At 39.2% G+C, this 23,514-nt stretch carries 26 protein-coding genes; 15 read left to right on the top strand and 11 right to left on the bottom strand.

Features of this window, described 5'->3' with window-relative positions:
* Positions 1–123: 123 nt before the first annotated feature.
* The 3 genes from ilvB to ACTQ46_RS07920 form a co-directional block, all read right to left on the bottom strand.
* Positions 124–1,809 (bottom strand): biosynthetic-type acetolactate synthase large subunit, encoded by a 1,686-nt coding sequence (gene ilvB / locus ACTQ46_RS07930; protein WP_441748757.1) that lies wholly within the window; start codon positions 1,807–1,809, stop codon positions 124–126.
* Positions 1,806–2,297, bottom strand: a complete 492-nt coding sequence (ilvN, locus tag ACTQ46_RS07925) for an acetolactate synthase small subunit (RefSeq protein ID WP_441748755.1) — start codon at positions 2,295–2,297, stop codon at positions 1,806–1,808. Before ilvN ends, ilvB begins: the two co-directional genes overlap by 4 nt.
* A gap of 101 nt (positions 2,298–2,398) precedes the next feature.
* Entirely contained in the window at positions 2,399–2,833 is a 435-nt protein-coding gene (locus ACTQ46_RS07920; RefSeq protein WP_441748754.1) for a deoxycytidylate deaminase, read from the bottom strand.
* Between the two features lie 336 nt (positions 2,834–3,169).
* Between ACTQ46_RS07920 and ACTQ46_RS07915 the strand changes: the two genes are divergently transcribed.
* The 5 genes from ACTQ46_RS07915 (at position 3,170) to ACTQ46_RS07895 (ending at position 7,764) form a co-directional block, all read left to right on the top strand.
* Positions 3,170–4,471 carry a DUF2254 domain-containing protein gene (locus tag ACTQ46_RS07915; protein WP_441748752.1) on the top strand — a complete coding sequence of 434 codons (1,302 nt, stop codon included), beginning with the start codon at positions 3,170–3,172 and terminating at the stop codon, positions 4,469–4,471.
* Between the two features lie 26 nt (positions 4,472–4,497).
* A complete protein-coding gene (locus tag ACTQ46_RS07910) occupies positions 4,498–5,721 on the top strand; it encodes an MFS transporter (RefSeq protein WP_441748750.1) in 1,224 nt (407 codons plus the stop codon).
* Positions 5,722–5,790: 69 nt separating this feature from the next.
* Positions 5,791–6,033, top strand: a complete 243-nt coding sequence (locus ACTQ46_RS07905) for a hypothetical protein (RefSeq protein ID WP_441748748.1) — start codon at positions 5,791–5,793, stop codon at positions 6,031–6,033.
* A 317-nt stretch (positions 6,034–6,350) separates the two neighbouring features.
* Positions 6,351–6,887, top strand: coding sequence for an FUSC family protein (locus tag ACTQ46_RS07900; RefSeq protein ID WP_441748747.1), 537 nt, complete (start codon positions 6,351–6,353; stop codon positions 6,885–6,887).
* A 58-nt stretch (positions 6,888–6,945) separates the two neighbouring features.
* Positions 6,946–7,764: a putative ABC transporter permease gene (locus ACTQ46_RS07895; RefSeq protein WP_441748745.1), complete on the top strand. Its 819-nt coding sequence runs from the start codon at positions 6,946–6,948 to the stop codon at positions 7,762–7,764.
* A 66-nt stretch (positions 7,765–7,830) separates the two neighbouring features.
* Here the strand turns inward: ACTQ46_RS07895 and ACTQ46_RS07890 are convergent, their stop codons facing one another.
* On the bottom strand, positions 7,831–8,235 hold the full coding sequence (locus ACTQ46_RS07890; protein ID WP_441748743.1) for a SoxR reducing system RseC family protein: 405 nt from the start codon (positions 8,233–8,235) through the stop codon (positions 7,831–7,833).
* A gap of 171 nt (positions 8,236–8,406) precedes the next feature.
* On the opposite strand from ACTQ46_RS07890, the gene ACTQ46_RS07885 reads away from it, so the two are divergent.
* Complete coding sequence (locus ACTQ46_RS07885) at positions 8,407–9,759, top strand: MATE family efflux transporter (protein ID WP_441748741.1); 1,353 nt, start codon at positions 8,407–8,409, stop codon at positions 9,757–9,759.
* A gap of 285 nt (positions 9,760–10,044) precedes the next feature.
* On the opposite strand, the gene arsA is transcribed toward ACTQ46_RS07885, so the two are convergent.
* The 5 genes from arsA to ACTQ46_RS07860 all read right to left on the bottom strand — a co-directional run bounded on the left by arsA (position 10,045) and on the right by ACTQ46_RS07860 (position 14,241).
* Positions 10,045–11,781 (bottom strand): arsenical pump-driving ATPase, encoded by a 1,737-nt coding sequence (gene arsA, locus ACTQ46_RS07880; protein WP_441748739.1) that lies wholly within the window; start codon positions 11,779–11,781, stop codon positions 10,045–10,047.
* 8 nt (positions 11,782–11,789) lie between these two features.
* Positions 11,790–12,158: an arsenite efflux transporter metallochaperone ArsD gene (gene arsD / locus ACTQ46_RS07875; RefSeq protein ID WP_441748737.1), complete on the bottom strand. Its 369-nt coding sequence runs from the start codon at positions 12,156–12,158 to the stop codon at positions 11,790–11,792.
* 3 nt (positions 12,159–12,161) lie between these two features.
* Positions 12,162–12,581: an arsenate reductase ArsC gene (locus tag ACTQ46_RS07870; RefSeq protein ID WP_441748735.1), complete on the bottom strand. Its 420-nt coding sequence runs from the start codon at positions 12,579–12,581 to the stop codon at positions 12,162–12,164.
* Positions 12,582–13,637: an ACR3 family arsenite efflux transporter gene (gene arsB, locus ACTQ46_RS07865; protein ID WP_441748733.1), complete on the bottom strand. Its 1,056-nt coding sequence runs from the start codon at positions 13,635–13,637 to the stop codon at positions 12,582–12,584.
* 286 nt (positions 13,638–13,923) lie between these two features.
* Positions 13,924–14,241 (bottom strand): ArsR/SmtB family transcription factor, encoded by a 318-nt coding sequence (locus ACTQ46_RS07860; protein ID WP_441748731.1) that lies wholly within the window; start codon positions 14,239–14,241, stop codon positions 13,924–13,926.
* A 170-nt stretch (positions 14,242–14,411) separates the two neighbouring features.
* On the opposite strand from ACTQ46_RS07860, the gene ACTQ46_RS07855 reads away from it, so the two are divergent.
* The 6 genes from ACTQ46_RS07855 (at position 14,412) to ybaK (ending at position 20,407) form a co-directional block, all read left to right on the top strand.
* Positions 14,412–14,687: a metal-sensing transcriptional repressor gene (locus ACTQ46_RS07855; RefSeq protein ID WP_441748729.1), complete on the top strand. Its 276-nt coding sequence runs from the start codon at positions 14,412–14,414 to the stop codon at positions 14,685–14,687.
* A 13-nt stretch (positions 14,688–14,700) separates the two neighbouring features.
* Entirely contained in the window at positions 14,701–16,011 is a 1,311-nt protein-coding gene (locus ACTQ46_RS07850; protein ID WP_441748727.1) for an MATE family efflux transporter, read from the top strand.
* Positions 16,012–16,136: 125 nt separating this feature from the next.
* On the top strand, positions 16,137–16,505 hold the full coding sequence (locus ACTQ46_RS07845; RefSeq protein WP_441748725.1) for an ArsR/SmtB family transcription factor: 369 nt from the start codon (positions 16,137–16,139) through the stop codon (positions 16,503–16,505).
* Between the two features lie 312 nt (positions 16,506–16,817).
* Positions 16,818–18,659: a heavy metal translocating P-type ATPase gene (locus ACTQ46_RS07840; RefSeq protein ID WP_441748835.1), complete on the top strand. Its 1,842-nt coding sequence runs from the start codon at positions 16,818–16,820 to the stop codon at positions 18,657–18,659.
* A 93-nt stretch (positions 18,660–18,752) separates the two neighbouring features.
* Entirely contained in the window at positions 18,753–19,835 is a 1,083-nt protein-coding gene (locus ACTQ46_RS07835) for a serine hydrolase domain-containing protein (RefSeq protein ID WP_441748723.1), read from the top strand.
* A gap of 98 nt (positions 19,836–19,933) precedes the next feature.
* The gene (gene ybaK / locus ACTQ46_RS07830; protein WP_441748721.1) at positions 19,934–20,407 is read left to right on the top strand and encodes a Cys-tRNA(Pro) deacylase; all 474 of its coding nucleotides are present in this window, start codon (positions 19,934–19,936) and stop codon (positions 20,405–20,407) included.
* A 442-nt stretch (positions 20,408–20,849) separates the two neighbouring features.
* On the opposite strand, the gene ACTQ46_RS07825 is transcribed toward ybaK, so the two are convergent.
* Together ACTQ46_RS07825 and ACTQ46_RS07820 are read right to left on the bottom strand one after the other, a co-directional pair.
* The gene (locus ACTQ46_RS07825) at positions 20,850–22,178 is read right to left on the bottom strand and encodes a DUF2207 family protein (RefSeq protein ID WP_441748719.1); all 1,329 of its coding nucleotides are present in this window, start codon (positions 22,176–22,178) and stop codon (positions 20,850–20,852) included.
* Positions 22,179–22,205: 27 nt separating this feature from the next.
* On the bottom strand, positions 22,206–22,568 hold the full coding sequence (locus tag ACTQ46_RS07820) for a hypothetical protein (RefSeq protein WP_441748718.1): 363 nt from the start codon (positions 22,566–22,568) through the stop codon (positions 22,206–22,208).
* A 211-nt stretch (positions 22,569–22,779) separates the two neighbouring features.
* Here ACTQ46_RS07820 and ACTQ46_RS07815 point away from each other — a divergent pair, with 211 nt between their 5' ends.
* From ACTQ46_RS07815 to ACTQ46_RS07805, 3 genes are all read left to right on the top strand, one after another.
* Positions 22,780–22,914 (top strand): hypothetical protein, encoded by a 135-nt coding sequence (locus ACTQ46_RS07815; protein WP_441748716.1) that lies wholly within the window; start codon positions 22,780–22,782, stop codon positions 22,912–22,914.
* A 117-nt stretch (positions 22,915–23,031) separates the two neighbouring features.
* Positions 23,032–23,346, top strand: coding sequence for a hypothetical protein (locus tag ACTQ46_RS07810; RefSeq protein WP_441748714.1), 315 nt, complete (start codon positions 23,032–23,034; stop codon positions 23,344–23,346).
* Between the two features lie 87 nt (positions 23,347–23,433).
* On the top strand, positions 23,434–23,514 hold an 81-nt coding region (locus tag ACTQ46_RS07805), incomplete at its 3' end, for a helix-turn-helix domain-containing protein (protein ID WP_441748834.1).

The raw sequence follows: 23,514 nt of genomic DNA, 5'->3' as shown, positions 1-23,514 counted from the left end.
TACACTTTAGTATATCATAAACATCAAAATTTTTATATAGGAAAACGTTGATATATGGAACTTTGTCATTTAAAAACATGGAGCGAAAGTGGTTCGCCCCATGCCTTAATATATAAAAGAATTTTAGTAGCGGATCGTCTCGTTAAGATAGCTTAAAGAACGGATTCCTTCTACTGGCGATGCAACCGGGTAAACAATGTCGTCCGGATCGGCATCGACTTCGATTAAGGTGAACTTGCCGTTGTTTAAGGCACGGTCTAGTACAGAATCGATCTGGCTGTCGTTGTGGATACGGAAAGTTTCCGTATCTTCATAAGCTTCTACGATTTTGCAGAAATCAGGATTTTTCGTAAAGTCGATACCGGAGTATCTCTTCTCAGAGGAGAAATACTGCAGCTGTCTTACAAGGTTTAGAGAGCTGTTGTTGAATAATAATAGTTTGATCGGAAGATCGTGTTCAACAGCTGTGGCGATTTCTGCGAAGTTCATCTGAAGAGATCCATCTCCGCAGACATTGATAACCGTATGATCTCTGTTTTCGATCGCAATCCCGATCGCTGCCGGAAGACCATATCCCATCGTTCCTAATCCGCCAGAAGTTACAAAGGTTCCCGCCTTTTTGAAGCGGAAGTACTGTGCTGCAAACATCTGATGCTGGCCGACTTCTGTAGTAACGTAAGTATTCGGCCCTGTTTTTTCAGCTAGTTTTTCCAACACCTTTTTAGGGCTTACTGTGCTGCTTCCTTTATTTAGAGTCGGATATTTATCCACCATAGTTCGGACTTCCGCCATCCAGCAGCTCCAGTCTTGGGGTTCAAGTTTCGGAATGAACTCATCAAGGAAGGCGTTGATATCCGCAACGATGGGGATTCTCGTGTCGATATTTTTCCCGATTTCCGCAGGGTCGATATCCACATGGGCGATCACCGCATTCGTTGCAAAAGTTCCGGATACAATAGTCGTACGATCGTCGAATCTTGCCCCTAAATTCAACAGGAAGTCGCAGTTGCTGGTAGCGTAGTTTGCCGCTACAGATCCATGAAGACCGATCATGCCGCAGTAGTAAGGACATTCTCTGCTGATCCCGCTGATGCCCATAAGGGTTGTGATCACTGGGATTTTTAAGGTTTCAGCTATTTGTGCGATTTTCTCATAGGCTCTGGCGTGGTTTACACCGCCGCCTAAAAGGATCATAGGTTTTTTTGCTTCTTTTAATTTTTTAAGTACACGTGTGACTTGTTTTTTATTTGGTTTGTAGTTTGGACGATAGCCTGGTAATTTCGTTGGTTCCGGTTCTTTATATTCGAAGGTCTGCATTTGGATATCTTTCGGGATATCGATAAGTACAGGACCTTTTCTTCCGGTGTTTGCGATATGGAAAGCATCCTTCACGATTTGAGGAATGTCTTCTACATTCTTTACCAAGTAGCTGTGCTTTACAATAGGAAGAGTAATTCCTGTAATATCCACTTCTTGGAAAGCGTCCGTCCCCACCATGGAAGAGGCTACCTGGCCGGTGATGGCGATCATCGGAACAGAGTCCATAAAGGCGGTGGCGATTCCTGTTACAAGATTTGTCGCACCTGGTCCGGAGGTAGAAAGGCATACGCCCACTTTATCCGTACTTCTGGACACTCCGCTTGCCGCATGGGCGCAGGATTGTTCGTCTCTCATTAATATATGTTCGATATCCGTTTTTAAAAGTTCGTCATATAAAGGAAGAACAGCACCTCCCGGATAACCGAAGATTCTTTCAACCCCCTCGTCTTGGAGGATTTTCATGACTGCTTGAGCACCATTTACGATCATAATAAATAACCTCCTTTTCCGCGTCCTAGGGCGATACGGCCTGTCCTTACAATCTCTGTAATGCGATAAGGGACAAGAGCCTGTTCCAAGGCCTTGATTTTGCTGCTGGAGCCTGTAGATTCTATAATAAAACTGTCAGGAGCCATATCAACAATGCGTGCTCTGAAAATATTAGCAATTTGAATAATTTCCGTGCGGGTAGTTTTATCGACACGGACCTTAATCAAAATAAGCTCTCTCTCTACATATTCCTCTTCCGTTAAGTCGAGAACTTTAATGACGTCGATTAATTTGTATAATTGTTTGCCTACTTGTTCGATGACTCTTTCGTCACCGTTAACCACAAGTGTGATACGAGAAATTCCCGGTAAATCCGTTTCTCCTACAGCCAGTGATTCGATATTATAACCACGGCGGGAGAATAAACCGGAAACTCTGGTTAAAACACCGGCACGGTCTGCTACGATAACAGATATTGTATGCTGCATAATAGTCTCCTTCTAATTTCTTTGCTTCGCTATAGTAAAAAAGCGTGTGACTTCCTAAAATAGTATAATAATATTTTCTATATGTCAACAAAAGCCTGTATTTAATCCATTTCAGGCGGGATTTCGATAAAGTCGATGCCGTTTCGATTTAATAGTTCCACAGCATAATCATCGATCCGATAAGCAGAACCATAATAGATTCTAGAGATGCCTGCTTGGATTAAAGCCTTTGTGCAGTTTAAACAGGGAAAATGGGTCACATAACAATGGCAGTCTTTCACAGGTATCCCTTCCTTTGCACAATAAAGGAGAGCATTCATCTCTGCATGAATCGTGGCGATACAATGACCGTCTCTCATATGATGTCCTACATCATCACAGTGGGGGTTTCCCGCAACGGACCCGTTATATCCCGTTGACACAATTCGATTATCTTTATTTACAATGACACAGCCTACATAGGCTCGATCGCAGGTTCCTCTTGTGGCGACCGTTTTTGCCAATTCCATAAAATACTGATCCCAAGATTTTCTCATAAGACCTCCTTATATTGTTGTTTTCGTTAATTGTAATTATATCGAAAGCCGAGGTGAAATGGAAAGGTGTTTTATATGAAATACAGGTTAAAAATAGGTATAGGTGAGATTATTTCATAATAATTACATAATTAGTATATATACTCAAGAAGTACAGAGATGAATCTATACCCTTGTTTTTTATCAGTTTCTCCTCCCAATTATGTTTTAGAATAATATTTTTTTCATGAACTGATAAGAAACAGAAAATCTGCCTGAGAATTCAGGCAGATTTTTTGGTGAGAAAAAACCTTTCTTCCCAGATATGATAAAATAAAAAATATAAGGAGGGATGATATGGGAAAAATTCGTCTTTTTATGGACAGCCATAAAAGTGCTATTTATCTTCTAAGGTATATCGCAGTCGCATTGCTTTTGACCATTATAGTTATAGGGGTGGACTATTTCGGGATTGGGAAAGGTTTCATTCCAGAACTGCTGCTGACAAAAATTGATGTAGCCAGATCAATATTAACGGCCCTCAGTGGTTCCTTTCTAACGATTACAACTTTTACTTTTTCTACGATACTTTCCGTACTGTCGACCTATTCTTCTAATTATTCTCCAAGAGTCGTGGAAAATTTCTTAGCTAAAAAGATCACGATGAAAGTATTGGGGTTATTTGTCGGCGGATTTATTTATTCTATTATGACTCTATTTTTCATGAAAACTTCAGATTTGGATGTTATGGTATTATCTGCTACTGTAGCTATAATTTACACAATATACAGTGTAATAAATTTTGTTATTTTCATCTTTTCTGTTTCTTCGCTGATACAGTCTGGAAATTTAATTGTGAATACATTTCGAGAAAGTGCGGAAGTGATCGACCGTTCCATTGAGGAAATCAGCGATATGGAAAGGATATCCGATTACAGCTTGGAAAGTTATCATTACAAGGAGGATTTTTATATAGACTGCGATGGTTTCTTAGAACTGATCGAACTAGAGGAACTGCTTGAAAAGCATAAGGATCAGGAAGGGATGCTGGTTATCCATCCGTCTATAGGAGATTTTGTATCGAGAAATCAAAAAGTTGCCTCTCTTTATTACAATGACTGGAGCCATTTGGCAGAGGATAATCTTCTGGGTTTAAAGGAAGAACTCCTTAAAAGTTTTACTGTAAAAGAAAAAAGAATTACAACAAAAGATTATAAATATTCGATACAAAAAATTATCGACATCGCACTTCGAGCGATATCGCCAGGAATTAACGATCCGAATACTGCTATGAAGTGTCTGGATTTTGCAGGAGTACTTCTTGGAAAAATCAGTACAGTAGAAGGATGCTACAATTGTTCTAAGACTGAAGATTCAAGGCTTGCGGTAATCTATGAAAGCTTTAATCTAAAGAAAGACTTGGAGGATTCCCTAAATCAGATCGTATTTTATGGAAAAGAAGATCTATTTGTCGTATCGGCGGTGATGGATGCACTGCTGTCCTCTTATCATCAAGCAACAAAAGAAAACAAGGAGATTATTCGAGACTATTCTAATTATGTTTATGATAGAACGATTGACAACTTTCAGCATGAAAGAGAAAGAAAAATAATCGACAGCCGTTACGAACTGCTGAACTTTAAGGAAAACCAAGTATAGCTTAGAAAGAATGGAGAGGTAATATTATGAAAAATTCTTTGAACAAAAAAGAATGGTCCTGGATTCTTTACGACTGCGGGAATTCAGCCTATTCTATGGCGATTACCACGGCTTTTCTTCCCTTGTATTTCACTATGTTTCGAGCCGGAGAAGGGATGGATTTAGGTTATTTTAATTCCTTAGCATCGGTTATAATCGCTATAATCAGTCCGATTTTAGGAACCTATGCGGATTATAAAGGCAAGAAGAAAAAGATGTTTGCTTTGTTTGCTCTCGGGGGAATTTTTTCCACCCTGGCTTTGGCCTTTGTTCCATATGGAAACTGGCAGCTTCTGATCTTTTTCTTTGTACTTTCTGCGATCGGTTTCGCAGGGGCAAATGTATTTTACGATTCCTTTTTAGTGGATATCGCATCCGATGAAAGGATGGATAAAGTTTCTTCCTTCGGGTTTGCATTCGGTTATATTGCAAGTATTATTCCCTTTGGTATTTCCCTGGCTGTGATTTATCTTGCGGGAATGGAAGAGTTTCTGGGTTTTCAGATCGCCTTCGGTATTACAGCCCTCTGGTGGCTGATTCTGACTCTTCCTCTTCTTAAGAATGTAAAGCAGATTTACGGAGTAAATCCGGAGAAACATACAGTTGTGAACAGTTTTAAACGATTAGGATCGACGCTTTCTAGAATCCGAAGCCATAAGCAGATATTTGTCTTCCTTTTGGCCTATTTTCTCTATATCGATGGAGTGGATACGATTATAAAAATGGTAGTTCCCTATACAGAGCAGATTCTAGGCGGCGGGCTGAATATGTTTATGCTCTTAGGAATTCTTCTAGTCATACAGATTATCGCCTTTCCCTGCGCCATAGCCTATGGGCTTCTGGCGAAAAAATTCGGTACGAAAAGAATGATTCAAGTTGGAATTATTACGTATATTATTGCCGTCTTTTTCGCTTCTCAAATCAACTCCGTGGAGCAGATTTTTATACTAGGAGCCTTAGTCGGTTCTGCCCAAGGCGGAATTCAGGCGCTTTCCAGATCCTATTATGCAAAAATTATACCGAAAGAAAACAGCAACGAGTTTTTCGGCTTTTACAATGTGTTTGGAAAGTTTGCGGCGATTATCGGACCTCTTGTCATGAGTCTCGTTACAGATATTACAGGCAATGCAAGACTATCGATCTTCGGGATTCTACCGCTGTTTATAATCGGTTTTATTATTACAATATTTCTAAAAGAAGAAAAAGTTTAATTTACCCCTGTACATTTCCATTTTATTTTTATATAATAACTCGCAATGACAACTTAGCGAGGTGAAATTGTGAATAAAATATATTCAGTCAAAGTATTATTAGAACATTTAATCGAAAGACCTGTTTTTGAAGAAGTTGTTTTGGAAATCGAAGGTTCTTATGAAGATATTGATAAGAAAGTAATGGAATATGTACAGCTTTTAAACAAAAATGGCGAAGTAGTACGATTAAGAGAAATCGAAAACTACAGCGAGCCGATACCGGCATTAGATTGTATCGGAGTAAAAGAAGTATACAGCGAATATTTATAGAGTTAAAAAAAAGACATCCAAGGGGTGTCTTTTTTGTTTGGGCAAAAGCTTCAAAAGAAAGAGTGAGAGAGTGGAGTGGTGGAGGATAAATGAGAGGGGCGTTCATTTTTCTGCATAGTAAAAAAGATGGGATGATTTTATTATGTAGGCAGTTAGAGAAGCGGGTGTTGTTAAAAGGATAAAGGGGATCCTTAAAATTGATAGTCTGTCTGCAGCTTGCGAATTTTCTAGAAAGCTTTTTTGATATCTTTATGGAGAAGGAGTAGAATAACCATGAATCTTATTGTAATAGAACTATAAGGAGAGAAGGTTATACAATGAAATTTAGTTTCATGAAAGATGTGGAGAGTATCCCCTTTAAGATTGGTTTGCGAACAACAAAAACTGTGATCGCAGTTTTTCTTTGTTTTGCCATCGATGCCTTTAGAACCGGCGGTGTGCCTTTTTATGCGGCTATCGCTGCAGTTCTTTGTATTCAGAAGGATATGGAAAACAGCTGGAAGTTTGCAAAAAACAGAGAGATCGCTACGATTATCGGCGGGCTGTGGGGGATGTTTTATCTTTTTATTGAGAACACATTTTTGTCTATAGATCCTGAAATAATCCGGGAGCTGATTATTTCCCTAATGCTCATTCCTATCATTCATTTTTCAGTGTGGATCAAACAGAAAAATGCGACTTATTTAATGTGTGTCGTATTTTTATCTGTCACTATAACCCATGGAGACGATGTAAGCCCCTTTTGGTTTGCGGGAAACCGTATCTTAGATACTTCCATTGGAATCGGAGTGGCATTGATTGTAAACTATATTCCTTTTGAAAAATTGAGAAAGCTGCGAGACTCTCATAAGTAAAAAACGATGTTTTGTATTTTTCATAGATGGTATACAATAATATTTCAGGAGGACATTTATGGAATATATTGCTTATTTTTATATTTACGCCTTTTTGGGGTGGTGCCTGGAAATAGTTTATCAGGGATTTAAAAAAGGACGTTTTATCAATAGAGGATTTCTTTTAGGGCCGTGGTGTCCTATTTATGGAATAACAGCTCTTCTTATTATAGAAGGAAGCCGCTTTTTCTCCAGCGCCTTAGCAGTCTTTGTTATGACTTTGATAGTAGGAAGTTTGTTAGAACTTATTGTTGGAGTACTTTTGAATTTTTTCTTTCACCAGCGATGGTGGGATTATTCCGAATATCCCTTAAATTTAAAGGGATATATCTGCCCCTTGTTCAGCTTCGGATGGGGGATTTGCGGAGTCTTTCTGATTAAGATTCTTCATCCGCCGATTCATTTTTTCTATGAGTCTCTTTCAAATACTGCAGTTTCTGCCGTTCTAGGTGTTTTAGCTGTCTTCTTTGCAACAGACATTGTACTTACGATATTGAGTCTTCTTAAGATCAACCGCCGAGTAAAAGAAATCGACGAGCTGAGGGGAATTATGAAAAAGATCAGCGATCAGCTGGGCGAGCAGGTTTATGAACGCAGTACGGAGGCCTTGGATTCCAGACTGGGTAAGCAGATCCAGCTGGATTTTAAAGAAGTAAAAACCCTTAAAGAATTAGGGTTTACAAAAGAAGGGTATGAGAAGGTAAAAGAAATACGGGCGAGAAAAGCATCTTTCCTTGAGAAGCGTTTGATCTCCCAGTTTGAGAAAGCGAGATCCACAAAATACAAAGAAGCCTTTGAAGATTTAAAGAAAAATATCAGAAAAAGAATAGAAGAATAAAAACGGATAGGTATCAGCCAACTGTTGTCTTGATACCTATCCGTTTTTTTAAAAGAAATGCTGGATCTATAAAACTTTTGTTATTTGGATTCTTGCTGGTTTCGGTTTTTTCTTTTGAAAAGCTCTTAGAAGGAAAAATGTAGCAAAGGCAAATAAAATTCCAATGGCGAAGGATCCGATATCTTTATATTCCGGCAAGAGTAAAAAACCGACAAAGATTCCGATTAGAAAGGATAAAAACGGCGTGCCGTAAACAAGGAATGCATCCCTTGCCATCTGTCCTTCCTGAAGATCTATTTCAACAGTGTCTCCTATTTCGACGGCAGGATAGTCGAAAACTTCATATTCTTTATTTTCTCCATGGAGACTGCAGTGGGGACAGCCTTCCCCTTTAGCGGTTTGGTTTTCTTCCGGAACGGATACAATAACGGAGGCTGTTCTTTTTTCGATAACTCGGCCTATTTTTAGCATAGTATACTCCTTTCTATTCATAGTGATCATATAGGACTTATATGCAATAGTATAGTTTTTATAGACTTTCTTGTCAATGACCAGGCTTTGAAAAAGTTGACAGCAGTACAAAGTTTTATTAGTATAAATGGACATCTTTAGAGAAGAAAAAGAGAGGAGGTTCTAGAAAGGATGGATTCAAATCAATTATTTGAGCAGACAAAGCCAATAAAATTATTTTTTATGGCGGCGGTTCCTGGCACTCTTGGTATGCTGGCAGGGTCTTTATATGGTCTTTTGGAAGGGATTTTTGTGGGACAGATCCTAGGGGAAACAGCATTTGCAGCCCTTAATCTCGCCTTTCCTTTTGTGTTTATCAATTTTTCTTTAGCGGATCTCATCGGAGTAGGATCCTCAGTCCCCATATCCATCAGCTTAGGGCAGAAGAAGAGTAAAGAAGCGGATAATTTCTTCACCTGTGCTTGTATTATGATTATTGCTGCCGGAGTTATGATGGGGACTCTTCTTTATCTAGGAGCTCCTGTTTTCATCGGAATGCTAGGAGCAGAGGGAGAGCTTAAAGACTTGGCAGTAAGCTACATGCGTGTCTATGCACTTTTTTCTCCTGTTACGACTTTGATCTTCGCCATGGATAACTATTGGAAAATATGCGGCAGAATTCGGGGAAGTATGTATCTTAATATATTTATGTCTATTCTTTCCGCCCTTTTTATTTTCTTAGGATTAGTCGTTTTTCGATTGGGCCTTGTGGGGTCTGCATTGGGAAACTGCCTCAGCCTTTCTATTTGCGTTGTACTAGCAGCAGCACCCTTTCTGCGGGGAAAAGAAACACTTCGTTTCCGTAGACCGGCTTTTAGTATTTCCCTGATCCGAAGAGTTATAACTACAGGCATGCCTACTTTCTTAAACAATGTTGCAGGAAGGCTTACATCGATTATTATGAACCGTGTACTGATTCTTTTAGGAGGAGCGGGAGCTGTAGCGGTTTACGGAGTGTTGATGTATGTAGGAGATTTTATTCAGATGATTTTGTACGGCGTCTGCGATTCTTTACAGCCGGCGATCGGATACAATTGGGGAGCGGGAAATTTAAAGCGGGTAAAAGAGATTGGGAAGTATTGTTTTATAGGAAGCGGTGTGGTGTCCCTGTTCTCTTTTTTAGCCTCCTTTTTCTTTCCAGAGACCATCACAGGACTCTTTATTCATTCCGAGGGTACTGCAGCAACAGCGGCTTCTGCAGCTGCACTGGTGATTTTTAGTTTCACCTTTATCACAAGATGGTTCGGGTTTTCAGCTCAAAGTTTTCTAATAGCCATTAACAAATCTTTCCCCGCAACGATTCTTTCCCTATCGAATGCCTTAATTGTACCTGTAGCTTTAATTCTCCTGTTCTGGCCCTTAGGACTAACAGGACTGTGGCTGAATTTTCCGGTAACCTCATTAATAATCGCTTTGCTGGCATTGTTTTTATTAAAAAAAGGGTTAGGTGAAAGAAAGTATAGAGAGCTTAAAAGAAGAGTGTGAGAGTGGAGATGTGGAGAAGAAATGAAAGGAACGTTCATTTTTCTACATAGTAAAAGTCGGGCGGGTTTCTTTAGAGTAAAAAAGTATCGGCTTTACCTTGCACAGGAAAGCCGATACACAAAATTATTCACACACCTATTATTTCCACAGTGAAATTAGGATATTTGTAAAAAATATTCGAGAACTTTTTGTTTCTAATAAGCAGTAAAAAAGTGTTCCTATTATTTTCATTAACAACTCCCTCTAGCACACTTCACACTGCTTCTAGGTTCTTCATACTTTCTTTTAGAGTCTTCTAAGTGCTTCTCCTTTAATCTCTTCTTGATGCCAAGGGATCAGGGCGAAATGATGGTTCGTGTCTTTATCTACACGGTTGATCCATTCTATTTCATGATTTGCTTTAGCTTTTAGAAGTTCGTTTTTCGTATCTGTTAAATAAAGAGAAGAGTTGATAATCCACCATCTGCTGGAGATTCCTGCCCTTTTCAGATCTTCTTCTAAGCGGGTCGCCTCATAAACTGGAGTTGCCTCTGCCAAAGTTACGATAATCACTTCTGTTTCTTTCTCATTTCGAAGAGTAGGAAGAAGTCTTTTTACACTTTCCGGAATATTGCCATGGGAGCGTTCGATTTCTTTGTGATAGCTTTGAGTCGCATCTAATAATAAAAGGGTGTGTCCTGTAGGTGCTGTATCGATCACAACGATTTTATCTCGAGACTGGTCTACTACTTCGGAAAAGGCTCTAAAAACGGCGATTTCCTGGGTGCATGGAGAAGCAAGATCTTCTTTAATATAGTCTAAATCTTCTTCAGATAGGTTTTCTCTCGCTTTTGATAGAACTTCTTCTTTGTATTTTTCTAATTCTTTTTCTTCATCAATAAAGCTTGTTGTAAGATTTTCGCTGTCCTGGATAACGTACTGCAAATGGGCTGCAGGATCGGTAGTAGCAAGATGAACCTGTTTTCCTCTGTCGGCTAAGCCTAAAGCGATAGCTGCAGCGATAGTTGTTTTGCCAACCCCGCCTTTTCCCATAGTGAAGATTACTTTCTTATTTTCTTTATCCAAACGATCGATAATATCCTGGAGTTTTTTTGGGTTTTCTGTTAAAAGGCTTTCTTCTTGGGTCTGATAATGATCCTCTTTCAACAAGGATCTTACGTTTTCGATTCCGGTAATATTATAGGCCCGAAGAGGGATATAGTATGTTTTTAATGAGGATAAAGAAGCTGGTTTCTTTTCTAACTCCTTCTGCTGCTTTTGATAGAAGCTTTCGGACACAGGGTCGTTATGTTCTGTAATCAGTCCGTTTATGATAAGAAGCTGATTTTTCACACCGATTTCTGAAAGTTCAGCGGAGGCCCTAGAAGCTTCTTTAAGCGGAGATTCTTCGGCTCTCGTCACTAAGATCAATGTGGTGCGTTTTCCATCCGACAGAGTTTCTACAGCCAAGCGGTACATGTCTTTTTGATCTTCCAGCCCTGCTAATTGTCCAAGGCAGGAAGCGCCGTGAGTGCTTTCATCGATAAAGCTGCTCCATGCAGAAGGAAGCTGCAGCATTCGCAAGGTATGGCCTGTAGGTGCAGTATCAAAAATAATATGATCGTATTCTCTCTTTACATCTTTATTTGTGATAAAGTTCGAAAATTCGTTAAATGCAGCGATTTCAACAGTACAGGATCCAGAAAGCTGCTCTTCCATAGAAGAAAGGACAGAGTCCGGAAGTTTTCCCCGGTAAGGGGCAAGTACAGAATCCCGATACTCTTCGGCCGCTTTTATAGGATTGAGATTCGCTACAGTAAGACCCGGTACTTCTTCGATGGGAGTTCCTTTGCTGTCTAATTTTTTCGAGAACACGTCTTGGAGATTTGATGCAGGATCAGTACTGATTAAAAGTACCTTTTTTCCTTTATCGGCAAGCTCTACAGCAGCTGCACAAGCTGTAGATGTTTTTCCGACGCCTCCTTTTCCAGTAAAGAAAAGGTATTTTGTCAATTTTAAATTATTTAGACTAAATAATATCATGATTAACCTCAGCAGTTTGTTCGGGGGTTTTCTATAACTTCTTCTTTTTCTTTAGAAGCTTTAGAAAGACCTCTGGGAAGGGATAAAAGATCTTCGAATTCTTCATCAGATGGATATTTTTGCTCAAGAACAATTTCTCCATCGACTAAGACGATAGGAAGACCCTCTGCTCCTTTTGTTTGTATATATTCGTTGACCTTTTTATTATCTATAAATTTCATCGGTGCGCTGTTTAGATTATAACGTTTGATTTTTGCTCCGGCTTTTCTTAAGTTGTCGATGACCGCTGCTACTCGAAGGAGTTCAGGATCTACCGAGACTCCGCAGATTCCTGTTGTGCAGCACATAGCTGGTTCGTATATTTCCATTTTTTTCATATTCTAAGACTCCTTTTCCAATGGAATTGTTCCATTATCAATTCTCTTTTTCAGATCTGCTATTTTTTCTTCAATTAATCTCGCTGTTTTTTCGAATTCCTCATGGCTTTTGCCGGTAGGGTCGTCGAGACCCCAGTCTTCCCGATAACTGCAGGGAAGGAAAGGACAGTTTACATTGCAGCCCATTGTAATCACAATATCTAGAGGGGGAAGTTCGGTTAATAGTTTGGACTTCTGTTCCGACATATCGTAATTGTAGAGCTCTTTTATAATAGACACTGCATCTTGATTGATTTCAGGGACAGTTTCTGTACCGGCAGAATAGCTGTCGAAGGTATCCGATGCTTTGAGTTTTCCAAGGGCTTCCGCCATTTGGCTTCTGCAGGAATTGTGTACACATATAAACCCGACTTTTGCTTTCATTTAAACCCTCCTAAACCAGTGTGTTGTAGAGTTTGCGATCTTCACCAAGGTAAGCATTACAGGGACCTCCACCAGAACCCCTACAGTTGTAGCCAGTGCCGCAGGAGATGCTGCACCGAAAAGGGCGATGGCAACGGCTACAGCCAGTTCAAAGAAATTCGATGCTCCGATCATCCCCGCAGGGGCTGCGATTGCGAAAGGCAGTTTTACGGCTCTCGCAGTAAGATAAGCGATAAAGAAGATCAGAAAGGTTTGTATCGTTAAAGGAATAGCGATTAGAAGAATGTGAAGAGGATGTTCTATAATCGTTCTTCCTTGGAAAGAGAAAATAATAACCAGTGTCAAAAGCAGTCCTATGGTTGTAGTATTGCTGAATTTTTTCACAAAGTGATTATTAAAATAATCCTCTCCTTTTCTATGAATCATATAAATTCTGGTAATTACCCCAGCGATAAGGGGGATTACTACAAAAAGTACTACAGACAAAATCAATGTATCCCAAGGAACAACTACTTCGCTGACTCCTAGAAGAAGCTTTACGATAGGGATAAAAAGAAAAATCAAGATAAGATTATTTGTCGCTACCTGCACAACGGTGTAAGCAGGGTTTCCCTTTGTTAAATAACTCCAGACAAAGACCATCGCCGTACAAGGGGCAGCACCCAAGAGAACTGCTCCTGCAAGATAATCTCTTGCTAATTCTTCCGGGATAAAACTTTTAAAGACCAGGAAGAAAAAGAAAGATGCTATTGCATACATTGTGAAAGGCTTGATCAGCCAGTTTGTGATCCATGTTATAAATAAACCTTTAGGATTTTTGCCGACGCCGGTAATGCTTTTAAAATCCACCTTCATCATCATCGGATAGATCATAACCCAGATCAAAATAGCGATAGGAATGGAGATCTCCGCATAAGTAAATTGATTTAAAAAGTCCGGTATTACAGGGAGATAGACACTGATTAAAATACCGGCAGCCATGCAAAGAGCCACCCATAAAGTAAGGTATTTTTCAAAAAAGCTGATACCTCCAGTTTGCAATTTTTTAGAACCCATAATCATTCCTCCTAGTTATTATATAGATACTTATCTATATGAAAATCAAAAAATATATTCTCCTTTCGAAGAATTAGTATTAATAACAAAATATTTTTATTAAGATTATTTTATAAAACAAGAATACCCTAAAGCAAGGGATACTCTATACATTAAAATCAAGTTTCGTTCTAGAAAAAACCATCCTATTTTTTACGATGTAGAAAAATGAACGCTCCTCTCATTTTTCCTCCACAACTCCCCTCTCCCCTCTATCACACTCCACACTTTCTTTTAGTCTTTTTTTTCACCCTCTGCAGATACAGTTTTCCGTATCTTTAAAAATAGTCTGAAGAAAGCCGTTTAAAGATTCGATTTCTTCTTGATTTAATTGATAATAAGTGTTTTTTCCTTCTTTTCGGCTTTTTACAATATTCGATTCCGAAAGACTTTTCATATGATGGGATAATGTGGGCTGGGTGATATGAAGTTTTTCTAAAATTTCGCAGGCGCATAATTCTCCGCAAGAAAGCATTTCTATAATCATAAGACGGTTCGGATCCGTCAGAACCTTTAATTGTTCAGAAATTTCTTTATAGTCTAAGGCCGTTTCTTTCAATTCCATGTCTTCACCTCTTTCATTGATGAGTATCTATCTGTAGTATAAAACTCTCATAGATGGTTGTCAATACGTTTTTAGTAAAATCTGTGTAAAAGAAAGAGAATATTTGCGAGTATTCTTAAAATGATGTATCCTAATAAAAATAACCCCCCTAGGGGGATAAGGAGGAAATTATGGAAAAAAATCATACACATCAGGATACAAAGAAAGTCATCAACAGGATGTCGAGGGCGATCGGCCATTTAGAATCTATAAAGAGAATGATCGAAGAAGGAGAAGACTGCAGCAAGATCTTAATTCAGCTTTCCGCAGTACGCTCTGCCATTAACAACGTAGGAAAGATTATTCTTTTAGACCATATGAATCACTGTGTTGTGGATGCAGTAAAGGAAGATGACGAAGAGGTGCTGAAAGAATTTAACGAGGCCTTAAATCAGTTTTTAAAATAGAAAGAGGCAGACTATGAAAGGAAAAAAAGAAGAGATCTTTCAGCTGGCGCTCCCTGCTGCGGTGGAGAATATACTTCACGCTCTGGTAGGGTTTGTAGACACTTGGATGATCTCAAAAATAGGTCTTATTGCCGTCACAGCTGTGGGTATGGCGAACAATCTTATGATGGTATATCTGGCAGTGTTTACTGCTTTAGGAACCGGGACTTCCTCTTTGATTGCAAGAAGCATCGGGGCGGGTAAAAAAGAAAAAACAAAGGAATTCTTTATACAGTCTACAGTGCTGGCGATCCTGTCTGGAGCCGTTTTTGGAATAGCATCCCTTCTTTTAGGAGGAAAGGTCCTTGAGATCATGGGCGCAGAAGGAGAAGTCCTTCGGGAAGGAAAGCTTTTTTTATATGTAGTGGGAAGCGCTTCTGTTTTTATTTCCCTTTTAACCTCTCTCGCCGCAGTGATTAGAGCTTCTAGAGATACAAAGACTCCTATGATTGTCAATACATTAGTCAATATTTTTAATGTAGGAATCGACTATATACTGATCTTCGGCTGGGGGATTATTCCGCCTTTAGGAGTATTGGGTACGGCTATCGGGACAGTAATTTCCAGGGCGCTGGGTTGTTTTTTTATGTTTCAAGTGCTGAAAAAGAAAGGTCTTTCTCTATCCCTAAGAGAAATTTATACAAACACAAATTATAAAGAACTGATTTTTTTGTCTATTCCAGCAGCCTTGGAGCGGCTTGTTATGCGGTTGGGTCAGGTCCTTTACTATAGTCTGATCGCCATGATCGGGATAAAGACATATGCCGCCCATGTAATAGCAGGAAATATTGAAAGCTTCTTCTATATGCCCGCTTATGGCTTATCAACGGCAGCGGCGATTCTCATGGGAAACTGTTTTGGAAGAAAAGATAAAGAAGAAGGATTGGAATATCTGAAGAGTATTACCGGGATTTCGATTATAATCGCTGTAATAAGCGGAATGATATTATATCTATTTGGAACAAAAGCGGCCTTTGTTTTTACAGAAGATCTGGAAGCGGTGGCAAAAATAACAACGGCTTTGCGGGTAGATGCCTTTGCCCAGATTCCTTTGGCGCTTGGGATTGTCTTTACAGGAGCTCTGCAGGGAATCGGCGATACGAAAACACCTTTATATAGTACGATTATCGGAGTCTGGGGACTTCGAGTAGTTGGAATCTATGTAATGGGGATGGTGCTTGGAATGGATATTTTAGGAGTATGGCTTGCTATAGCCTTTGATCTGACTATAAGAGCTGCTATTCTTTTTATAAGGCTTAGAAAAGAATTTCGAGGAATTTTATAAAAAACCGTCTCTTACAAGGCGGTTTTTTTGTGAAAAAAGATTGACAGAAGGAAGGAAAAGTTTTATCCTATACATATGAATAACTGTTCAATCGTTCAATCATTCAAATGAAAGAGGGGCTTAAAATGAAACAAGAAAAAGAGATAGATCGCTGCGACTGCGATGTCATCCATGAAGATGTTGTAAATAAAGTTCAAAACTCCATGGCTGAGGAAGATCATTTATATGATCTGGCAGAAGTCTTTAAAGTCTTTGGCGATTCTACGAGAATACGTATCTTAGAGGCTTTATCCAAATCAGAAATGTGTGTCTGCGATATCGCTTTTCTATTAAATATGACGCAGTCGGCGATTTCCCATCAGCTGAGAGTCTTAAAACAAGCCCGCCTTGTTAAGAATAGAAGAGATGGAAAAATCGTCTATTATTCCTTAGACGACGATCATATCGAGAGAATATTGAACATGGGTCTTGAACATATTCGGGAGAAGGAGTAGGAAATGGAAAAAGAACTTTTTAAAAATACAAATTTGGAATCCGCAGATAAGAAGGATTCCTCTAAAAATATCTATACTTATCGTTTAAAAGAGCTTGGCTGAGCGAACTGCGCCAGCAAGATGGAAGTTTCCATCGGGAAAATGGAGGGAGTAGCCAGTGCTTCTGTTGATTTTATGAGCCAGAAGCTGAAAATCGAAACAGAAAGAAGCGGCAGTATAAAGAAACTCTATCCGAGGATAGAACAAATTGTAAAAGAAATCGAACCCCAGGTAGAGATCGAAGCTTGGGAAAAAGAAACGGAAGAAGAAGGGCTGGATAAAAAAGAATATATTCCATTAATAGCAGGAGCGGTTCTTTATTTCTTCGGTCTGTTGTATCCTTCGGAAGGAACCGTTCGTTTAGGAATCTTTCTAGCAGCTTATGCCTTAGTAGGAGGCGAAGTACTGTGGAGAGCAGTGCAGAATATCCGCAGAGGACAAGTATTCGATGAGAACTTTTTAATGGCGGTGGCAACCATAGGGGCATTCGCCGTAGGAGAGTATCCGGAAGGAGTTGCAGTTATGCTCTTCTATCAAGTCGGAGAATTGTTCCAAGATGTGGCTGTTCATCGTTCCAGAAAATCCATCTCTTCTTTAATGGAAATCCGTCCAGAGTATGCAAATCTCGTACAGGGAGAAGAGATTCTCCAAACAGCGCCGGAAGAAATAAAAGTTGGAGATATTATACTGATAAAACCGGGAGAACGAGTTCCACTTGACGGCGAAGTCATCGAGGGAGTTTCTTCCTTGGATACCTCGGCGATCACTGGAGAGTCTCTGCCCCGTGATGTAGAATCCGGCTCTAAAATTCTTTCAGGCATGATCAACAAAAACGGACTTTTAAAGGTAAAGGTAGAAAAAATATATGCAGATTCCACTATTGCAAAAATACTGGACTTGGTGGAAAATGCAGGAAGCAAAAAAGCGCCTACAGAAAAGTTTATTACAAAGTTTGCTGCTGTGTATACGCCGGCTGTGGTGTTCATCGCATTAGCACTGGCAATATTACCGCCGATTATTCTAGGAGAAAGCTTCTCTACTTGGGTCTATAGAGCGCTGATCTTCCTTGTTGTATCTTGTCCATGTGCTCTTGTTATTTCTATTCCTTTAGGATTTTTCGGAGGAATTGGGGGAGCGTCGAAAAATGGAATCTTGATTAAAGGGGGAAACTATCTAGAAGCCCTAAATCAAGTCACTACTATTGTTTTTGACAAAACAGGAACGCTTACAAAAGGAAATTTCAAAGTTACTAAAATAGAAACAGAAGGAAAGTACAGTGAAAAAGAGCTGTTGGAATTTGCAGCATTAGGAGAAAGCTATTCTACCCATCCTATTGCGCTTTCTATACTAGAAGCGAACGGACCGGTAGAAAAAGGAAAGATCGAAAACTACGAAGAAATACCAGGTCACGGGATCCAGTTTCGCGTAAAAGGAAAGAAAATCGCTGTAGGAAATGAAAAGATTTTAAGAAGAAATGGCATTTCTTTTGAGAAACCGGAAGGAATTGGAACGGTTCTGTATATTTCTGTGGATCAGAAATTTGAAGGCCATATTCTCATTTCCGATGAAATGAAAGAAGACTCTGCCGAGGCTATTCGAGATTTAAGAAAAGAAGGGATCAAGAACCTTGTGATGCTTACAGGAGACAGCAGGCTTGTAGGGGAAAAGATAGGCGAAGAGCTGGGACTGGACACAGTATATTCCGAACTTCTGCCGGACCAGAAGGTAGAAAAACTCGAAGAAGTCTTTAAGGGACTCGGTACAAAAGAGAAACTCGCTTTCGTAGGAGACGGGGTTAACGATGCTCCGGTTATTGCTAGAGCAGATATCGGAATCGCCATGGGTGCTATGGGTTCTGATGCAGCTATCGAAGCTTCCGATATTGTTATTATGACAGACGAACCTTCGAAAATTGTATCTGCTCTAAAAATTGCAAAGAAAACGAAAAAAATTGTTATGCAGAATATCTTCCTCGCTATGATTATAAAAGTTGTCGTATTAATACTGGGCGCAGGAGGAATGGCTACGATGTGGGAAGCCGTATTCGCCGATGTAGGAGTGGCAGTTCTTGCAATACTAAATGCCATGAGAGTATTAAATACAAAAGATATCTAAAAGAAGTCTCGAAAGAGGCTTCTTTTTTATGGAGTTTTAGGAAATAGAAAGAGATGGGTATCAGTAAGAAAAAGAAAAGAGGTGAAGGATGCAGTGAAGAAAAAGAAAATGTTTATGCGGACTGCAGTATTTTTTCTGGGAATATTCTTTCTCGTTTCCTGCAAAGGGAAAAAGGAAACGGCGGACAACACTACTGTAGAAGAAAAAATAGCAGAAATTACAACAGATAATCCGGAGGCCAGAGTTGCAGTGAGTATTATGGATAGACAAGAACAGAATATTACAACCTATGGAGAAGGAGGAAAGATTCTTTCTGGAGACGAGACGGTCTATGAGATAGGGGATCTTACAAAACTTTTTACAGCTTCTCTTTTAGCGAAGGAAGAGTATAAAGGACGCTTAGACAGAAATCAGCCCATCAGCCGGTATATCAAAACTATAGAGGGAGAAGATGCTCCGACTATAAAAGAAACGGCTGTTCATATTGCGGGGTTTAAAGATACCTATGGGAGTCTTAAGCGGTCGGTTAATTCTCTTTTTAAAGATGAGATCTATTTAAATATCACACGAGATGAAATTTTGGAAGAACTGAAAGAGAATATGCCGGAAAAGGGAAACCATCCTTTCAGTTATTCAAACTTCGGTTATGCCCTATTAGGAGAGGTCATTGTCGGAAGTCGGAATTCTGAGGAAGATTTCATTCTTCCCATTCTGAACGACTATGTCCAAAATTATCTCATTCTTAAAGATACAGAGATTTTCGTTCATCAGACGGAACTGGGATATTCGACAAAATGGGCTTATTACGACGGGTACCTGTCTGCATTAGGTTTAACCTCTACCATAGAAGATATGTCGAAATTTATATGGGGGCAGCTGAGAGGCAATCCCTATTATGATTACAAAAACAAAGAAGAAATTGTTTCTATAGAGAACCAAGGAAATATTCAAGCCATGGGAATCGGCTGGATGATAAACAAAGATGGAAACTATATCTTTCACAATACTCCTTCTGCCCAGTATAATTCCTATGTTGAGCTTAACACCGAAGAAAATACAGCGGTGGTAGTGCTAACAAATATTCCTTCCCAAAAGGGCGATTCTGCAGAGGAGATCGGGCGAAAGCTCATGGAAAGGGAAATAGAGAAAAAAACTTTAGAAAAGGGTGTATTGTAAAAGAATGATATACTATTTGGATAAAGAAAAGAATCTTAGAAGAAATTATCGGCACAAGGAAAATTGTTCTTAAAGTTCTAAGGAGAAAGGAAGTTTATATGGAAGAAAAAACAAATGTAATGAGAATGCTGGATCAGAAGAAAATTCCTTACACAGCCCATAATTATACGGACACAGGGGCTGTCAGCGGGGAAGAAGTAGCGAATGCACTCCATCAAGATCCTGCCTCCGTTTTTAAAACATTGGTTACTGTAGGAAAGACGGGAACATATTATGTTTTTCTCGTACCGGTTCTGGGAGAACTGGATTTGAAAAAAGGAGCCAAAGCTTGTGGAGAAAAGAAAATCGAGATGATCAAAGCAAAAGAGCTTCTTCCTTTAACAGGCTATATCCACGGAGGCTGTTCGCCTATCGGCATGAAAAAAAGCTTCAAAACTTTCCTGGATAACAGCGCAGAAGATCAAGAACATATCTTTTTCAGCGCAGGAAGAATCGGCGACCAGATCGAAATGAACCCTAAAGATTTGAAAAAAATCGTGAACTACCGCTTCGCAGATATTGCGGAGCGGTGAAAAGAATTAAAAAAAGTGTGGAGGAAAAATGAGAGGGGCGTTCATTTTTCTACGTGATAAAAGGACGGGATGATTTTATTATGAAGGTTGATAAAGAAGCGATAGTTGATAAGGTAGACTGTTAAAAAGAAGATAAAAGTTGCACAGAGTAGAGAATGGAGTTATAGAGAAGCAAGGGGCGTAATTCTTTTAAATAAAAAAGTATCGAACTTACCTGAAGCAGGAAAGCCGATACTCTAGTTTATTTAGTCATTCAAAGATTGCTATATATTATTTTGTTTGTAAAAAACAGTGGAGAACTTTTGGGTTTGAATAAAGAGTTGGAAAGCTAATCTGCATATAGAAAAAGGGAATCTGGTTTTTATCCAATGCAGAAAATAAATGTTCCTATTATTTTCAATGAAAACTTCCCTCTTCCACACTCCACACTTTTCTTAAAATCCTATCTCGAACCGCCGCCGGAGCCGCCTCCTGAGGAGCCTCCACCGCCGCCAGAGCTTGAGGAACCTCCTCCTCCGGAACTTCTGGATGAGCTGGAATAAGAGGAAGAAGGTTTTGCATAGGTCGACATATGGGAAGAATAATTTGAAGCCCGGCCTACAAGAGAAGGCGTAAACATAGACTCTTCATGGAATCGTGGTTCGATCATCTCAAACTGTTCGTACACTTCTTCTGTAATGCCGTACAGTGCAGCATAGAGCATAAAATCTTCCCATAAATGCACATCATAGCCTTCCCGTTCATTTAAAAGGGAATAGTCTTTCAGGTAATTTCTAAACTGAATATTTTTATCAAAAACCTGAAAACCGCTTTCCGTGAGGTTTTTGACTTTGTATTTACGAAACAGACCTTTTTCCGTTTCTATAAGCAGACCCTTTTGGACTGCTTTTTTTGTGGAAGATTTTCGAAGACTCTTTAGAATGTTGTAATACTGTCTATTATTATTTTTTAGATATTTTTCAAGAACATGCTGTTCTAATAAGTCCGTACCTTTGCCGGCTTTTTTCAAAAGTTCATAAAAGGATCTTTCTCCATGAGTCAGAAGATCCGGTTGTCCCATAAATCTTAATCCTGTTGCTTCTCTTTTAAAAAGCAATCCTCGTTCATAGGGAACAAGCTCTATGGCCTCTTCTTTTATCCACTTAAGAAGATAGACGGTGAAAATATTCTCGGCCTGGATAGTTTCAGAAAAGTCCATTATAGAAAGCAGTTCTTCCAGATTTCCTTCATAAGGAATGTTTCTATAATATTGTCCTTTAAGCTCTCGTTCTCTTCGTTCATATTCTCTACGGTTTATTTTTGAATCAAGAGACTCTCTTACCCCGAGTATTCCAGAGAAGATCCTGCGGACAACTGTCACAAAGATAAAGATAAAGGCAGCTGTTATAAGACCGGTGATCAGATAGAGAATATAGTCGGAGGCTGTTTCCTCTTTTTCTGTCCCATAATCGCTGCCTTTAAAAGCTTCTTCTCTTTGTTCTTCTTGAGTACGGGAGACTGTAGAGCTTGTATTAAAATACCCTTCGGGAAACTGGAGTAGAATCGTGCCGTAGCTGTTTTTTGTTAAAGCTTGACTGCTGTTAGCAGCCACAGTTCCATCCGGTTCCAGCTGAATATCTCCAGTGTAGCCGAAGCTCCACATCTTCACAGTATCAGAGGTAAAAGGTGTATAGCCTTTGATACGGATTTCCATTTTTTCAGGGGGATTGTCTAAGCCGCTGTTGACAAACTGCCAGTATAAAGACTGGCCGTCTTCCAAAGCCTTTACCATATCCGTAACCCTGTACTGGAATTCGTATCAATGAGGACCGTATTCTCCGATACCAAAGACAAGTTCCACTCCATCGCCTTTTTGAATCATTCCGTATCGTCCGGTTTTCTCTTCTCGGCTGTCATCGCTGTCCCAGTCTGACTTGTAGATAAAAGGCTTTCCATTTTCCCGAACTCTGTAATCTAAAATTTCGCTGTCGCCTAAGCTTCCGATAGGAAGGTATTTTTCCGTACCTTTGTCTTCCTCGGTGACCCATGTGTTTTTAACCACACCGTCGCCGTTTCTAAAAAGCTCTACTTCTACATTCCATTCATAGAATGTTTCAGCATAAGAAGAGGAGCACATAAAAATAGAAAACAAAAGGACAAAGAGCATTATCGTTTTTTTCATAATTCACCGCCTAATATATAGAATAAGGAGTATTCTCGAACATATTCTAAAAGTATATTCTGATTATTCAAGTATATTACAAATAATACCCAATAATAATTCAAATGCTCGATAGATCCTGTTTGTTTTTACAGGAAGGATAAATGTACATAGGAAATTAAAATATTTTACAAAGGTTTTACTTGGCTATAATACTATAGAGGCAAACCTTATGACGAAAATATTTTTTGCAGGAGGAGCTTTAGCCGTTGCAGGGGCTTCTATTCTATTGATTGAATTTCTTAGATTTATTGTTGTAGCAATCGGCAGAGAAGTTTCTATGCGTATGGAAAGGAGAACACAATGAATAAAAGGGTGAAGATAGGGGGAGTGCTGCTCCTTATAGGCTTAATCATAGGAGCTGCAGCTTTTTTGTCAGGGAAAGTCTCCCGGTTTTCTATAGGAGACAGCATAAGCGATCAAATTGAGGGCAATTATTCAGCTTATTCAAGCCCTCAGGAGGCGGAAGAAGCTTTTTAAAAACAGCGGCGAAAAGGATTTTGTTATAGAAAGGCAGGAAGCGGCGTTCGACAATATTACAGAAGTGATCGGGAAATTTAAGTTTTATAATGTAAATATTTTACCTTCAGCAGACAGCGTCTTTCATATAGACTACACCTATCCGGTCTTGAAAAATGAAGAAGATTATAATCTTGACATTAAAGAAGAACAGGAAAAGCTGATGATTGAGCATATAAAATTCAAGGATCGTTTCTTTACAGATGAATTATCATACTAAGTGCAACACTGAAAATAAAAACTCATAGAAAATACTCTATGATAAAATGTGAGTGACCAAACAAACATTTTAAAGGAGTAAAATACTATGAGTTATTCACATCTTACCATAGAAGAAAGATCTTGTATCTATCAATTTAAAAACTTAGGGATGAGTATAAGAAAAATT

Origin of the sequence: Gallicola sp. Sow4_E12 (assembly GCF_052116305.1) — a bacterium.
Taxonomy (GTDB): Bacteria; Bacillota; Clostridia; order Tissierellales; family Peptoniphilaceae; genus JBQKLI01.
Note: the sequence above shows the minus strand (reverse complement) of the source record. Positions and strands in the feature narration are given on the sequence as shown.